The organism is Phycicoccus duodecadis, assembly GCF_002846495.1.
Taxonomy (GTDB): Bacteria; Actinomycetota; Actinomycetes; order Actinomycetales; family Dermatophilaceae; genus Phycicoccus; species Phycicoccus duodecadis.
In genome coordinates this window covers 3,365,194-3,378,155 of record NZ_PJNE01000001.1, presented here as the reverse complement: position 1 = coordinate 3,378,155, position 12,962 = coordinate 3,365,194, and the positions used below count along the sequence as shown (strand labels likewise).

Below are 12,962 nucleotides of genomic sequence, written 5' to 3'. Positions count from 1 at the left end.
ACTTCGTCGTCGGTGGGGCGCGGGCCGAGTCTAGGGAGCGGCGCGCCGAAGGCGGGACAGGGTGCGGACCCCCGGGACCACGTGCCCCCGCGACCGAACGGCCGGAGAGCGGGCCGCAGCGCTCAGGACGCGCGCGACATCGGGCCCGAGGGCCGGGTAAATCGCCGCGGAGCACTGGTCACCCGGCCAGCCTAGTCCGCCGACGCACGCGTCGCAGGGCCGGCTCAGACCGGGGTGTCCACCCGCTCGGCCGGGCGCGCCGCAGGGCGGCGCGAGACCAGGAGGGAGACCAGGCCGAACCCCACCCCCACGGCGGCGATGGCGAGGAAGCCCGCGCCGGGGCCGTGGCCGTCGAGCGCCCAGCCGGCGAAGGGCGCCCCGACGGCCCCGCCGGCGGTGATCGACGAACCGTGCCAGCCGAGGGCCTCGCCGCGTGCGTTGGCCGGCACCAGGCGGCTGGCCTCGGCGACGGTGGCCGTGATGGTGGGGGCGCACAGCACGCCGGCCACGAAGGCCAGCACGGCCAGCTCCACCGGCGAGGTGGCGAAGGCCATCGGCGCGGTGACCAGGCCGAGGGTGACCAGCAGCCAGGTCGAGGGGATCTCGCGCGACAGGGCGCCGTAGACCAGGCCGCCGATGAGCGAGCCGAGCCCCCAGACCGCGAGCACCAGCCCGAGCTCGGGCACGGCGTCGAAGGCCCGCATCATCGCGACGAAGCCGAGGTCCGAGCCGGCCAGGACCAGCGTGGCCACGGCGCCGATGACGCACACCGCGAGGAACCGCGGCCGCATCCAGGTGCGTCGGGGCGGGGGCACCGCGCCGGGGCCGTCCTCGGAGTCGGCGCGCAGCGGCGGGTCGGCCACCCACAGCACCGCGCCCGCGAGCACCCCGATCATCTGCACCACGAAGAGCACCGGCGCGGTGCCCCACACCGTGGACGCCCAGACCCCCACGGCCGGCGCCACCATGAAGCACAGCTCGAGGGCGGCGGAGTCGAGGGAGATGGCCGTACGACGGTCGCGCTCGGGGACGGCGGCGATGATCGCCTGCCGGATGACCGAGAACGTGGGCACCACGAACAGCCCCGCGACCACCACGAGCACCAGCAGCGGGTAGTAGCCGACCCACGGGGCCAGCCCCCAGCACACGCCGGAGACCAGCAGCGAGGGCGCGACGACGCGCCGCAGCCCCAGCTTGTCGAGCAGCCGCCCGCGCCACGGCCCGCTGACCGCGATCGAGATGGTGGCGGCCGCCGCGACGACCCCGGCCTCGACGTACGAACGGCCCAGGGTGGTGACGACGTGGATGGTGACCAGGATGCTGGTGGCGAAGACCGGGGTCCGCACGAGGGTGCCCATGATGAGTGCCTGACGAAGCCCCCGACGTGCGAGGACGCGCCGATACGGCGCAAGGGTGATGGCACTCACGCACACACCTTGGCAGTCGCCAGGCCTCCCCGCCATTCGAGCGGCTTGGGAGCATCCGAAGGTCTGCCCCGGTCGGTCCGACCGGCCATCCCTCGCAGGGCGGCGGTCAGTCGCCGTCGGGGAAGGTCGCGCGCAGCCGGGCCCCGCCGGTGGGGCCGTCCTCGACCACGACCTCGCCGCCATGGGCCTCGACCAGCCCGCGCACCAGGTAGAGCCCGAGCCCGGTGCCGTGCTTGGCCCCGGCCTGCCAGAACCGCGAGAACACCAGCTCGCGGTGCTCGGGCCGGATGCCGTCGCCGTCGTCGGAGACCACCACGTCGGCCGCGGCCGGGCCCTCCCACGAGGCGCGCTCGACGCTCATCCGCACCCGTCCGCGCCCGTGCCGCACGGCGTTGTCGACGAGGTTGGTGAGGACCTGCTCGAAGCGGTCGGGGTCGGCCCACACCACCTCGACACCCTCGCCGACCTCGATCTCGAACTGGTCGCGCTCGGCGCCGGCCGCGACCCGGCGCTCGACCTGGGCCTCCAGCCGGGGCAGCACGGTGAGCGGCTGGGCGTGCACGGTGAGCCGGCCGACCCCGATGCGCGAGGTGTCCAGCAGCTCGGTGATGAGGCGGGTCACCCGGTCGGCGTCGGCCTCGATGGTCTCGAGCATGAGCCGCTTCTGGTCGTCGGTGAAGCGGTCCCAGTTGCGCAGGAGGGTGGAGCTGAAGCCCTTGACGCCGGTCAGCGGCGAGCGCAGCTCGTGGGCCACGGACGTCAGCAGCGCCGCACCCTCCTTCTCGGAGCGGCGGCGGCTCTCGGCGTCGCGCAGCCCGAGGACCACGGACGTGACCGGCTGTCCCTTGCCCGGGCGCACGTACTTGGCCGTGACCAGCAGCTCACGCCCCGACGGGAGCACCAGCAGCCGCTCACGGTGGCCGGTGCGCGACGGCAGGCCCGACCAGGGGTCCGCCAGGTCCCACCACGAGTCGCCCCCCAGGTCCTGCAGCGGGAGGGCCTCACGCAGGTCGCGCCCGAGCAGGTCCTGCGCGCGCAGCCCGGTGATGCGCTCGGCGCGGCTGTTCATGAAGCGCACGGTGCGCGCGGGACCGACGGCGGCCACCAGCCCGTCGGGGATGAACTCCAGCCCGTTCGCGGCCAGGTCGTCCGGCACCCTGAACGGCTCCACCATGGCGGGCACGTTACCTCGCGGTCGGGCCCGATCGCTGGACGCTTGCCGACGCGTAGAGGCAGATCGTGGCGGCCATCGCCAGGTTGAGCGACTCGGCCCGCCCGTGGATGGGCACGCGGACCACGTCGTCGCACCGCTCGCGGGTCTCGGCGGGCAGCCCCCACGCCTCGTTGCCCATCACCCAGCAGTGCGCGACGGCGAGGTCGGCGTCGGGCAGCAGGGTGGCGCCGGCGCCGTCCGCGGCGTAGGTACGCACCCCGGCGGCGGAGAGGGCCGCGAGGGTGGCGTCGGTGTCGAGACCGGTGACCACGGGCAGGTGGAACAGCGACCCCGCGGTGGAGCGCACGACCTTGGGCGAGAGGACGTCGACCGAGGACTCGCTGACCAGGACGGCGTCGGCGCCGGCGGCGTCGGCCCCGCGGATGACGGTGCCGGCGTTGCCGGGGTCGCGGACGTTGGTCAGCAGCACCAGCAGGCGCGGCGCCGCCGCGAGCACGTCGTCCAGCGTGGGCTCGGCGACGTCGACGACGGCCAGCACGCCCTGCGGGGCCTCGGCGTCGGCCATCGCGGCCAGCACCTCGGGGCTGACCTCGTGGACCCAGAGGCCCGCGGCCCGCGCGGGCACGACGATGTCGGCGTCGTAGCGGACGGCGGCCTCGGGCGTGACGTAGACGTCGCGCACCCGGTCGGCGGCGTACCGCACGACCTCGCGGACCCCCTGGGGCCCCTCCACGCCGAAGCGGCCGGTGCGCTGACGCACCGACCGCTTCCGGAGGGCGCTGACCGCCCGGACCCGGTCGGCCCGGGGGTTGGTCAGCACCGTGTCGCGCCCGCTCAGGCGGAGGCCTTCGCCGGCGCCGGCTGGTTGGCCTTCGCGATCTCGACGAGCGCGGTGAACGCGGCCTCGTCGTTGACCGCGAGCTCGGCGAGCATGCGGCGGTCGACCTCGACCTCGGCGGCCTTCAGGCCCTGGATGAACCGGTTGTAGGTCATCCCGTTGGCGCGGGCCGCGGCGTTGATCCGCTGGATCCAGAGGCGACGGAAGTCACCCTTGCGGGCCCGGCGGTCGCGGTAGGCGTAGCCGAGGCTGTGCTGGACCTGCTCCTTGGCCTTGCGGTACAGCCGCGAGCGCTGCCCGCGGTAGCCGCTGGCCCGCTCGAGGACGACCCGGCGCTTCTTCTGGGCGTTGACCGCCCGCTTCACGCGTGCCACGTGAGTACTCCTTGCTCGTTGTGCTCGTTCGGGGGGTGGGTCGGCTCAGCGGCCGAGGAGCTTCTTGATCTTCGAGAGGTCGTTCTTGGCGACCAGGATGTCCTTCGAGAGGGCGCGCGCCTTCTGCGGGGTCTTCTCGTGGAACTTGTGGACGTGGCCGGCCTGCTCGCGCATGACCTTGCCGGAGCCGGTGACCCGGAAGCGCTTCTTGGCGCCGCTGTGCGTCTTGTTCTTCGGCATGGTGCCGATCTCCTTGCGTGGTGTGCTGTCTGGTTCTGGGGGTCGTGCGTCAGCCGGCGTCGGTGCGGGCGGGGTCCTCGGGCTGGTCGGCCTCGGTCGCCTCGGCCTGCGGGGCCTCGGGCTCGGTGCCCTCGACCTCGACGGTCTCGACCTGGGTCTCCTCGACCTCGGCCTCGAGCGGCTCGTCGACGGTCGCCGACTCCTCGCCGGGTGCCTCCGGACGCGCGGTGGCCGCGTCGTCGCGGCGCTTGCGCTGCTCGGCCATCGCCTGGGCCTTCTTCTTGGTCGGCGCCAGCACCATGACCATGTTGCGGCCGTCCTGCTTGGGCGCCGACTCGACGGTGCCCAGCTCGATGACGTCCTCGGCCAAGCGCTGGAGCAGCCGGAAGCCCAGCTCGGGGCGGGACTGCTCGCGACCGCGGAACATGATCGTCACCTTGACCTTGTCCCCGCCGCCGAGGAACCGGACGACGTGGCCCTTCTTGGTGCCGTAGTCGTGCGGGTCGATCTTCGGGCGGAGCTTGATCTCCTTGATGACCGTGTTGACCTGGTTCTTGCGTGCCTCACGGGCCTTCATGGCGGCTTCGTACTTGTACTTGCCGAAGTCCATGAGCTTGGCGACCGGGGGCTTGGCCATCGGGGCGACCTCGACGAGGTCGAGATCCGCCTCCGCCGCGAGACGGAGCGCGTCCTCGACGCGGACGATGCCGACCTGTTCGCCGTTGGGGCCGACCAACCGCACCTCCGGAACCCGGATGCGGTCGTTGATGCGTGGCTCGCTGATGTGCTTCTCCTTCGTCGCGGAACGTCTCTCGACCGGGGCACGAGAAAGGCTCCTCGCGCCGGGTGCGCGGGGAGCCTCGTTCCGACCGGTCGGCGACGGGATACCACGACACGCTCACGGTGGAGCGCGCGTGACGTCTCGCCACGGACCGGGAACCCGGCGACCTCGAGGGTCGACGCGGGTGGAAGCGGAGCTTCTCTTGCACACCACCCCGAGCTGCAGGGCGGTCGGTCAACACCCGAGGCTACCAGCACGGCCGGCCGGGCCCGAAATCGTGGCCCTCAGACGATGCGGAAGGCGAGCCCGTCGACCCGGGCCCGCAGCTCGCCGTCGGTCGCGAGCCGCTCGCCCACCCGGGTCGCGACCGCCCGGACCTCCTCGGGGTCCAGCCCCGGAGCCAGGGTCAGGACGATGCCGAGCACGCCCTCGCCCGTCGGCGCGCCCTCCTCGAGGGCGTGCCCCACCACGGCCGGCTCCTCGGCGAGGGCAGCGGCCACCCCGCGGGCCACGAACGCGTCGGCGTGCGGCGGGTCCCAGGGCCGGTCCTGGGCCAGGGCCCACACCATCGAGGGGCGCAGCACCCGCGCGGCGGGCCCGGCGACGTCGACCACCAGGACGTCGCACCCCTCGGAGACCGCGGCCTGGGCGGCGCGCGCGGGCGTGACCGGCACGGGGCGCGCCGCGGCGTCCCACGCGGCCAGCGAGGGCGCGCCGGTGAACACCGGCAGCGCCCGCCGGCCGTCGGGGGCGACCAGGGTCACGACGGCCATGTCGACCCCGGCATCGACGGCGTGCTCACCGGAGGTGTCGACGTCGGTGGGTTCGGCGACCACGGGGACCAGCAGCCGCGAGGCCTCGAGCGCCCGCATCAGCGTGGTGTCGTCGGTGTCCTGCGCCAGCGCGGCCAGCAGGGCCGGGTCCGGGTCGCCGGTGTCGGTCTCGAAGCCGCTGGGGCTCAGCTCGCGCCCGCTCCACGGGACGGCGGCCGAGTCGGCCGGCCCCGGCGCCTCGGAGTCGGGCGTCACGGGCGGCCCGCGACGTCGAGCGCCTCGGGCAGGGTGAACGCCCCGCGGTAGAGGGCCGACCCGACGATGGCGCCCTCGACCCCGTCGCCCACCAGCCCGCGCACGGCCGCGATGTCGTCGAGGGTCGAGATGCCCCCGGAGGCCACCACGGGGCGGTCGGTGCGGGTGCAGACGTCCTGGAGGAGGCGGAGGTTGGGGCCCTTCATCATCCCGTCCTTGGCCACGTCGGTGACCACGTAGCGGGCGCAGCCCTCGGCATCCAGGCGGGCGAGGGTCTCCCAGAGGTCGCCGCCCTCGCTGGTCCAGCCGCGGGCGGCCAGGGTGCTGCCCCGCACGTCGAGACCCACGGCCACCCGGTCGCCGTGCTCGGCGATGGCGCGCGCGGTCCACTCCGGGTCCTCCAGGGCGGCGGTGCCGACGTTGACCCGGCGACAGCCCGTGGCCAGGGCCCGCGCGAGGCTCTCCTCGTCGCGGATGCCCCCGCTCATCTCGACGTGGATGTCGAGCCGGCCGACGATCTCGGCCAGCAGGGCGGCGTTGGAGCCGCGCCCGAAGGCGGCGTCGAGGTCGACCAGGTGGAGCCACTCCGAGCCCTGCTCCTGCCAGCGCAGCGCGGCCGCCACCGGGTCGCCGAACTCGTCGCCGCTGCCGGCGACGCCCTGCACGAGCTGGACGGCCCTCCCCTCGACGACGTCGACGGCGGGCAGCAGCTCCAGGCGGGGCTGGTCGGTGGGGCTCACGCGGGGTCCTCCGGGTCGGTGCGGGGGGTCTGGGCGCCCCAGTCTGCCGGGCGCGGCGACGTCAGAGCGAGCGGACCCAGTTCTCGAGCAGGGCCAGCCCCGCCTCGCCGGACTTCTCGGGGTGGAACTGGGTGGCGGCCAGCGGCCCGTTCTCGACGGCCGCGACGAACCGCTCGCCGTGGGTGGCCCAGGTGACCCGGGGGGCCACGACGGCGAAGGTGTCCTCGGGCGGCGGCAGCTCCCAGGTGTGGGCGGCGTAGGAGTGCACGAAGTAGAACCGCTCGCCCTCGACGCCGGCGAACAGGGTGCTCCCGGCCGGGACCTCGACCTCGGACCACCCCATGTGCGGCACCACGGGCGCCTCGAGACGGGTGACGGTGCCGGGCCACTCCCCCACGCCCTCGACCGGTGCGGCGCTGGGCTCGCGCGACCCCTCGAACATCACCTGCATCCCCACGCAGACCCCGAGGACGGGGCGCCCACCGGCCAGCCGGCGGTCGATGATGTACGGCCCGTCGGCCGCGGCGAGGCCGGCCATGCAGGCGTGGAAGTTGCCGACGCCGGGCACGAAGAGCCCGTCGGCGTCGAGCGCGACGTCCCGGTCGGCGGTGAGGGTGACCGCGGCCCCGACGTGCTCGAGGGCCCGTACGGCCGAGCGGACGTTGCCGCTGCCGTAGTCGAGGACGACGACGGAGCGGCTCACGGCGCCTCGTCCCCCGAGCGCCGCGGGGCGGCGCCCCAGGCGGCCTCCCACTCGGCGCGGTGCTGGGCCTCGTCGGCCATCAGCCGGTCGAAGAGCTGCACGCCCCGGCCGCCGGGCTCGACGTCGCTGGCGCCGGTGCAGTCGCCGCGCACCAGCAGGTCGCGCCCCGGCAGGCCGAGCAGCCCGAGCACGGCGACCAGCACGTCGAGCGGGTCGCCCTCGACCGAGCGCAGCACGGCCGCGACGGCTCCGGGCTCGGCCCGCCCCCCTGAGGCCGCCACCAGGGCCGGCACTCCGAGGCGGGGCAGCGAGGGGGTCTCGACGACACCGGCGCCCGGCTGCCAGACCAGCCACTGCTGCGAGGCCCGCAGCCCCGAGGGCTGCAGCGAGAAGGTGGCCTTGCCGTGCAGCGCGAAGAACCCCAGCACCGGGCGAGCACCACGGGGCGCCGGCCGGGCGGCCAGGACCTCGAGCGCGACGTCGAAGGGGCGCGCGCTGCGGGCGGTGTGCTCGGCCACGGTGACGCCGGTCCAGCCCGCGAGCGGGGCCATGGTCGAGGCGACCAGCCCCTTGCGCAGCCAGCGGCCGACGGACGCCGGAGGGCGGCGCACGAGCAGCAGCCCGTGCCCCGCGCCGGTGCGGACGTCGTCGGCCACGGTGCTAGAGCGCACCCTTGGCGCTGGGGACGCCCTCGACGCGCGGGTCGCGCGCGACGGCCGCCCGCAGCGCCCGCGCCAGCGCCTTGAACTGGGCCTCGACGACGTGGTGGGGGTCGCGCCCGGACAGCACGCGCACGTGCAGGGCGATCTGGGCGTGGAAGGCGAAGGACTCGAGCACGTGCCGGGTCAGCGAGCCGACGTAGTGGCCGCCGATGACGACGTACTCCTGCCCGGCGGGCTCACCCTCGTGGACGACGTAGGGACGGCCGGCGACGTCGACGACGGCCTGCACCAGCGCCTCGTCGAGCGGGACGGTGGCGTCACCGAAGCGGGCGATGCCGGACTTGTCGCCGAGGGCCTCGCGCACCGCCTGCCCGAGGACGATGGCGACGTCCTCGACGCTGTGGTGGGCGTCGACATGGGTGTCGCCCTCGGCCGAGACGGTGAGGTCGATGAGCGAGTGCTTGGCCAGCGACAGCAGCATGTGGTCGTAGAACGGGACGCCGGTGCTCACCTCGCCCCGCCCGGTGCCGTCGAGGTCGACGCTCACCTCGACGGTGCTCTCGGACGTCGCGCGCCGCACGGTGGCCGTGCGGTGGCTCGGGGCGGTGCTCACGGGGCTGCTCCTGCGTGGGTGGGGACCAGGGCGGCGAGGGCGTCGAGGAAGGCGCTGGTCTCCTCCGGTGTCCCTGCCGTGACACGAAGATAGTGGGCGATGCCCACGTCGCGGACGAGGACGCCCCGGTCGAGCAGCCCCTGCCACGTGGCGTGGCTGTCGGCCAGGCCCCCGAAGAGGACGAAGTTGGCGTCGCTGGGCACCGGGGACAGTCCCATCCGGGCGATCTCGTCGACGATGCGGTCGCGCTGGGCGCGGACCGCGTCGACGGTCTCGAGCATCAGGTCGGCGTGGGCGAGGGCGGCCAGCGCGACCGCCTGGGTCGGCGTGGACAGGTGGTACGGCATCCGGACCAGGCGCAGCGCGTCGACCAGGGCGGGGTCGGCGGCCAGGTAGCCGACGCGGCCCCCCGCCAGGGCGAAGGCCTTGCTCATGGTGCGGGTGACCACCAGGCGGGGCCGGCCCGCGAGGAGGGTGAGCGCGCTGGGGGTACCGGCGCGGGCGTACTCGGCGTACGCCTCGTCGACCACCACCAGGCCGTCGGCGGCGTCGTACACGGCCTCGACGACGTCGAGGCCGAGCGCCGTGCCGGTGGGGTTGTTCGGGGAGCAGAGGAACACCACGTCGGGGCGGTGTTCGCGCACCTGCACGACGGCCGAGGCGGCATCCAGGTCGAAGGCCCCGGCGCCCGCGACGCCGCGCATCCCGTCGACCCAGGCGGTGCCGGTGGTGGTGGTGATGATGGGGTGCATCGAGTAGGCCGGCGTGAAGCCCAAGGCCGTGCGGCCCGGCCCACCGAAGGCCTGGAGCAGGTGCAGCAGGACCTCGTTGGAGCCGTTGCCGGCCCACACCTGGGCCGGGTCGACGGTCGTGCCGCTGCGGCCGAGGTAGGCGGCCAGCGCCTCCCGCAGCCGGGTGAACTCCCGGTCGGGGTAGCGGTTGAGCCCCGCCGCGGCCTCCTCGACGGCCGCCGTCATCGCGGCGACCACGACCGCGGGCACCGGGTACGAGCTCTCGTTGGTGTTGAGGGCCACCGGCACGTCGAGCTGCGGTGCGCCGTAGGCCGTGCGTCCGCGCAGATCGGGCCGGAGCAGCGCGTCGACGACCTCCCGAGCATCCATGCCCAGAGTCTAGGAGGGGGCGCCCACGCGCCGCCCGCGGCGACCACGGACCGGCTCGGCCGGGGCCGGCGGTCGAAGTCGTTCAACCGCGCCTGGACGGCCTGGACCTCGTGGACGCCGGTGGTGGCCTGGGAGCGCCTTCAGGCCCATCCCGATGATTCTCGAGCGCCGCGATCTAATTGAACTCGAGGTGGCACGGGATGGAGTCGTCGGACTTCGCCTTGCAGCTCGTGACCCACTCGTCCACTCCTCCGTAGGGCAGGAGGACGACCGGAGCCGCCGGGAAGATGCCCTTCGGGTTCTTCGGTGTGGCTTGCGACCAGCGGATGGCGTAGAACGTCCGGCTCTCGCCGATCGGCGTGGTCATGGGCTTGAGATCGCCGCTCCCCTTGAGGTCGCTTCCTTGCTGGCAGTACGTCCACGCCAGGTTGTCGTAGTTGAACCGCGAGTTGTCGAGCCAGAGTTCGTTGCCCGTCCACGGGAAGCCGGCCGGGGACGTGTCGGCGGTCTTCGTCGTGATCAGGTATGCCTGGACCCACACGTTGTCCGGGTCTGGCAGTTCCGCGAGCAACGACGTCGTGTCGCAGCCGGCGAAGTCGGACATCTTTGCCGTCGTGGCGTCGTAGAGATCGATCTGTGCGGTGCCGGTGTAGCCCTCCTCGGTCTTCATCTCGAGCGTGATCGACTGAGCCGGCTTCGGACCCTCGAGGGTCGGCTCCGGGTCCGGCAGCGGGTTCCTGTTGGCATCGTCGGCGAGCTGCTGCATCTCGTCATCGGTCAATGACGGCGAGGTAGAGGCACTAGAACCTGCGGAGGACGGTGCGGCGGGGGAGTCTGCCCCAGCACCACCACAAGCCGACAGCGCGAGTGCAGCGACGATCGGGATCAGAAGGCTGTGCTTCACATTCTTCCCTTCCGGGGGACCGTGTCGTTCGTTTCACCGACGGACACCTGGGGCTCGGCACCGACGACTGTAGGGGGGGCGTGGCGTGCCGCGGGGCCGGTTCGACGGGTTTGGGGTTCACGGAACTTGGATCTGCCAGCGCTGACCTGAGCTGGTCGCGAGGACCCCGAGGGTGGCGAGCGCACGTCGTGCTGCCGCGGGCTCGCGGCGTTCCGCGCGTCGTTCCTGCCACGGGCGTCGTGGACGAAGGGCCGAAACGGCTGGCGCGTGCGCTTCGCCCGTCAGGCGCCGGGCTCGACCTCGGGCACCCGCGCCAGCACGGCCTCACCGTGGGCCGGCAGGTCCTCGGCCCGGGACAGTGACACCACGTGGCCCCCGACGTCGCGCAGCGCGGCCTCGTCGTACTCGACGACGTGGATGCCGCGCAGGAACGACTGCACCGACAGGCCGCTGCTGTGGCAGGCACAGCCACCGGTGGGCAGGACGTGGTTGGAACCCGCGCAGTAGTCGCCGAGGCTCACCGGCGCCCAGGGGCCGACGAAGACGGCGCCGGCGTTGCGGACCCGGGCCGCCACGGCGGCGGCGTCGGCGGTCTGGATCTCGAGGTGCTCGGCGGCGTACGCGTTGACCACGTCGAGCCCGACCTCGAGGTCGTCGACCAGCACGATGGCCGACTGCCGGCCGGCCAGGGCCTCGGCCACCCGCTCGGTGTGCTTGGTGGCGGCCACCCGGCGCACCAGCGCCGCCTCGACCGCCTCGGCCAGGGCCGCGTCGTCGGTGACGAGCACCGCGGCCGCCAGCGGGTCGTGCTCCGCCTGCGAGACGAGGTCCGACGCCACGTGCTCGGCGTCGGCGGTGGCGTCGGCCAGCACCGCGATCTCGGTCGGTCCGGCCTCGGAGTCGATGCCGATGAGGCCCTTGAGGAGCCGCTTGGCGGCCGTGACGTAGATGTTGCCCGGGCCGGTGACGAGGGACACCGGCTCGCAGACCGCCCCGTCCTCCTCGAACCCGTAGGCGAAGGCCGCGACGGCCTGGGCCCCGCCCATCGCGTAGACCTCGTCGACCCCGAGCAGGGCGCACGCGGCCAGGATGGTGGGGTGCGGCCAGCCGCCGTGGTCGCGCTGCGGCGGGCTGGCCACGGCCAGGCTCGGCACGCGCGCCGCCTGCGCCGGCACCACGTTCATGACCACGCTGCTGGGGTAGACGGCCCGGCCGCCGGGGACGTAGAGCCCGACCCGGTCGACCGGCACCCAGCGCTCGGTGACGCTGCCGCCGTCGACCACGCGGGTGGTGTGGTCGGTGCGCCGCTGGTCCTCGTGGACGATGCGCGCACGCCGGATGGACTCCTCGAGCGCGGCCCGCACCGCGGGGTCGAGCTCGGTCAGCGCCGCGGCGACGACCTCGGCCGGCACCCGCAGCGAGGGGGGCGCTCCGCCGTCGAACCGCTCGGCGGCCTCGGCCAGCGCGACCGCTCCCCGGTCGCGCACGTCCTCGACGATGGGCCGGACGGTGGCGAGCGCGGCCTCGACGTCGAACTCGGCGCGTGGCAGGGCGGCGCGCAGCTCGCGCAGGCCCGGGCGGGAGCCGCGCAGGTCGAGTCGCGCGATGACACCGGTGGCGTTCTGGGGCATGGGGCCAGTCTAGGTTTCGCGGACGTCCCGCCCGCGCGCGCCCGGGTCAGCCCGTCTCCTCCTCCACGACGGCCGCGGGGCGCAGCGCCGCCTCGAGCACCCGCAGCATCGACTGCTCGGTGCCCGGGGCGGACTGGGCCGCCAGCAGGGCCGCCACCCGTCGGGCGACGACCGCGAGCTTGACGTTGCCGCGCTGGGAGTAGCGCACCAGCAGCCCGAACGCGGCGTCGGCGTCGACGCCGTAGGTGAACATCAGTGCCCCCTTGACCTGCTCGATGGCGGCCCGGTCGAGGGTCGCCGCCATCACGGCCTCGTCGGCCGCCAGGCGCGAGGCCCGGCTGACGTCGAAGGCCAGCCCGACGAGCCGGCGCGCCTCACCCGTCTCGTCCCGCTCCACGTCGGCGGCGAAGGCGACGGTGCGCTCGACGCCCTCGTCGTCGCGCAGCCGGTACTGCCCCGAGACCGGGGCGACCTGCGCGATGGCCCGCTCCAGGGCCGCCCGCACCACCGGCGCATCGGCGGGGTGCATCCGCTCGAAGACCAGCTGGGTGGGGTCGACACCCTCGTCGTGCAGGCCGAGCATGGTGAACATCTGGTCGTCCCAGTACCAGCGCTGGGTCGCATAGTCGTACCAACCGTCCGCGAACGCCGGGGCGGGCCCCTGACCTGCGGAATCGTCCACGTGGCGGTCCATCGTCGTCACGGCAGCAGGATGCCACGGGCTGG

General features: G+C 74.3%; 15 protein-coding genes. All 15 read right to left on the bottom strand.

The window, feature by feature from the left end; all coding sequences use genetic code 11:
* Positions 1 to 224: 224 nt before the first annotated feature.
* The 15 genes from ATL31_RS15675 to ATL31_RS15605 all read right to left on the bottom strand — a co-directional run bounded on the left by ATL31_RS15675 (position 225) and on the right by ATL31_RS15605 (position 12,930).
* Positions 225 to 1,358 carry an MFS transporter gene (locus ATL31_RS15675; RefSeq protein WP_245862552.1) on the bottom strand — a complete coding sequence of 378 codons (1,134 nt, stop codon included), beginning with the start codon at positions 1,356 to 1,358 and terminating at the stop codon, positions 225 to 227.
* A 175-nt stretch (positions 1,359 to 1,533) separates the two neighbouring features.
* On the bottom strand, positions 1,534 to 2,601 hold the full coding sequence (locus ATL31_RS15670) for a sensor histidine kinase (RefSeq protein WP_101397742.1): 1,068 nt from the start codon (positions 2,599 to 2,601) through the stop codon (positions 1,534 to 1,536).
* 10 nt (positions 2,602 to 2,611) lie between these two features.
* Positions 2,612 to 3,421: a TrmH family RNA methyltransferase gene (locus ATL31_RS15665; RefSeq protein ID WP_101396868.1), complete on the bottom strand. Its 810-nt coding sequence runs from the start codon at positions 3,419 to 3,421 to the stop codon at positions 2,612 to 2,614.
* A gap of 14 nt (positions 3,422 to 3,435) precedes the next feature.
* Positions 3,436 to 3,813, bottom strand: coding sequence for a 50S ribosomal protein L20 (gene rplT / locus ATL31_RS15660; protein WP_101396866.1), 378 nt, complete (start codon positions 3,811 to 3,813; stop codon positions 3,436 to 3,438).
* 45 nt (positions 3,814 to 3,858) lie between these two features.
* Entirely contained in the window at positions 3,859 to 4,053 is a 195-nt protein-coding gene (gene rpmI / locus ATL31_RS15655) for a 50S ribosomal protein L35 (protein WP_055812035.1), read from the bottom strand.
* A 49-nt stretch (positions 4,054 to 4,102) separates the two neighbouring features.
* Positions 4,103 to 4,795 carry a translation initiation factor IF-3 gene (gene infC, locus ATL31_RS15650; protein ID WP_245862549.1) on the bottom strand — a complete coding sequence of 231 codons (693 nt, stop codon included), beginning with the start codon at positions 4,793 to 4,795 and terminating at the stop codon, positions 4,103 to 4,105.
* 323 nt (positions 4,796 to 5,118) lie between these two features.
* Positions 5,119 to 5,862, bottom strand: coding sequence for an SseB family protein (locus ATL31_RS15645; RefSeq protein WP_101396863.1), 744 nt, complete (start codon positions 5,860 to 5,862; stop codon positions 5,119 to 5,121).
* On the bottom strand, positions 5,859 to 6,602 hold the full coding sequence (gene priA / locus ATL31_RS15640; RefSeq protein ID WP_101396861.1) for a bifunctional 1-(5-phosphoribosyl)-5-((5-phosphoribosylamino)methylideneamino)imidazole-4-carboxamide isomerase/phosphoribosylanthranilate isomerase PriA: 744 nt from the start codon (positions 6,600 to 6,602) through the stop codon (positions 5,859 to 5,861). The genes ATL31_RS15645 and priA overlap by 4 nt, the downstream gene beginning before the upstream one ends.
* A gap of 61 nt (positions 6,603 to 6,663) precedes the next feature.
* Positions 6,664 to 7,305 carry an imidazole glycerol phosphate synthase subunit HisH gene (gene hisH / locus ATL31_RS15635; RefSeq protein ID WP_101397740.1) on the bottom strand — a complete coding sequence of 214 codons (642 nt, stop codon included), beginning with the start codon at positions 7,303 to 7,305 and terminating at the stop codon, positions 6,664 to 6,666.
* Entirely contained in the window at positions 7,302 to 7,961 is a 660-nt protein-coding gene (locus ATL31_RS15630; RefSeq protein WP_101396858.1) for a hypothetical protein, read from the bottom strand. The genes hisH and ATL31_RS15630 overlap by 4 nt, the downstream gene beginning before the upstream one ends.
* Positions 7,962 to 7,965: 4 nt before the next feature.
* Positions 7,966 to 8,580, bottom strand: a complete 615-nt coding sequence (gene hisB, locus ATL31_RS15625) for an imidazoleglycerol-phosphate dehydratase HisB (protein WP_101396856.1) — start codon at positions 8,578 to 8,580, stop codon at positions 7,966 to 7,968.
* Positions 8,577 to 9,701: a histidinol-phosphate transaminase gene (locus ATL31_RS15620; RefSeq protein WP_101396854.1), complete on the bottom strand. Its 1,125-nt coding sequence runs from the start codon at positions 9,699 to 9,701 to the stop codon at positions 8,577 to 8,579. The genes hisB and ATL31_RS15620 overlap by 4 nt, the downstream gene beginning before the upstream one ends.
* A gap of 175 nt (positions 9,702 to 9,876) precedes the next feature.
* Positions 9,877 to 10,467 carry a hypothetical protein gene (locus tag ATL31_RS15615; RefSeq protein WP_101396852.1) on the bottom strand — a complete coding sequence of 197 codons (591 nt, stop codon included), beginning with the start codon at positions 10,465 to 10,467 and terminating at the stop codon, positions 9,877 to 9,879.
* Positions 10,468 to 10,886: 419 nt separating this feature from the next.
* Positions 10,887 to 12,236 carry a histidinol dehydrogenase gene (gene hisD, locus ATL31_RS15610; protein ID WP_101396850.1) on the bottom strand — a complete coding sequence of 450 codons (1,350 nt, stop codon included), beginning with the start codon at positions 12,234 to 12,236 and terminating at the stop codon, positions 10,887 to 10,889.
* A 46-nt stretch (positions 12,237 to 12,282) separates the two neighbouring features.
* Positions 12,283 to 12,930, bottom strand: coding sequence for a PAS and ANTAR domain-containing protein (locus ATL31_RS15605; protein ID WP_245862789.1), 648 nt, complete (start codon positions 12,928 to 12,930; stop codon positions 12,283 to 12,285).
* Positions 12,931 to 12,962: the final 32 nt, after the last annotated feature.

Excerpts from the sequence above, each read along its gene's own strand:
- ATL31_RS15675 (WP_245862552.1), bottom strand. The coding sequence starts at position 1,358 with ATGGGCACCCTCGTGCGGACCCCGGTCTTCGCCACCAGCATCCTGGTC.
- ATL31_RS15670 (WP_101397742.1), bottom strand. The coding sequence starts at position 2,601 with ATGGTGGAGCCGTTCAGGGTGCCGGACGACCTGGCCGCGAACGGGCTG.
- rpmI (WP_055812035.1), bottom strand. The coding sequence starts at position 4,053 with ATGCCGAAGAACAAGACGCACAGCGGCGCCAAGAAGCGCTTCCGGGTC.
- ATL31_RS15620 (WP_101396854.1), bottom strand. The coding sequence starts at position 9,701 with ATGGATGCTCGGGAGGTCGTCGACGCGCTGCTCCGGCCCGATCTGCGC.
- ATL31_RS15615 (WP_101396852.1), bottom strand. The coding sequence starts at position 10,467 with ATGCAGCAGCTCGCCGACGATGCCAACAGGAACCCGCTGCCGGACCCG.
- hisD (WP_101396850.1), bottom strand. The coding sequence starts at position 12,236 with ATGCCCCAGAACGCCACCGGTGTCATCGCGCGACTCGACCTGCGCGGC.
- ATL31_RS15605 (WP_245862789.1), bottom strand. The coding sequence starts at position 12,930 with ATGGACCGCCACGTGGACGATTCCGCAGGTCAGGGGCCCGCCCCGGCG.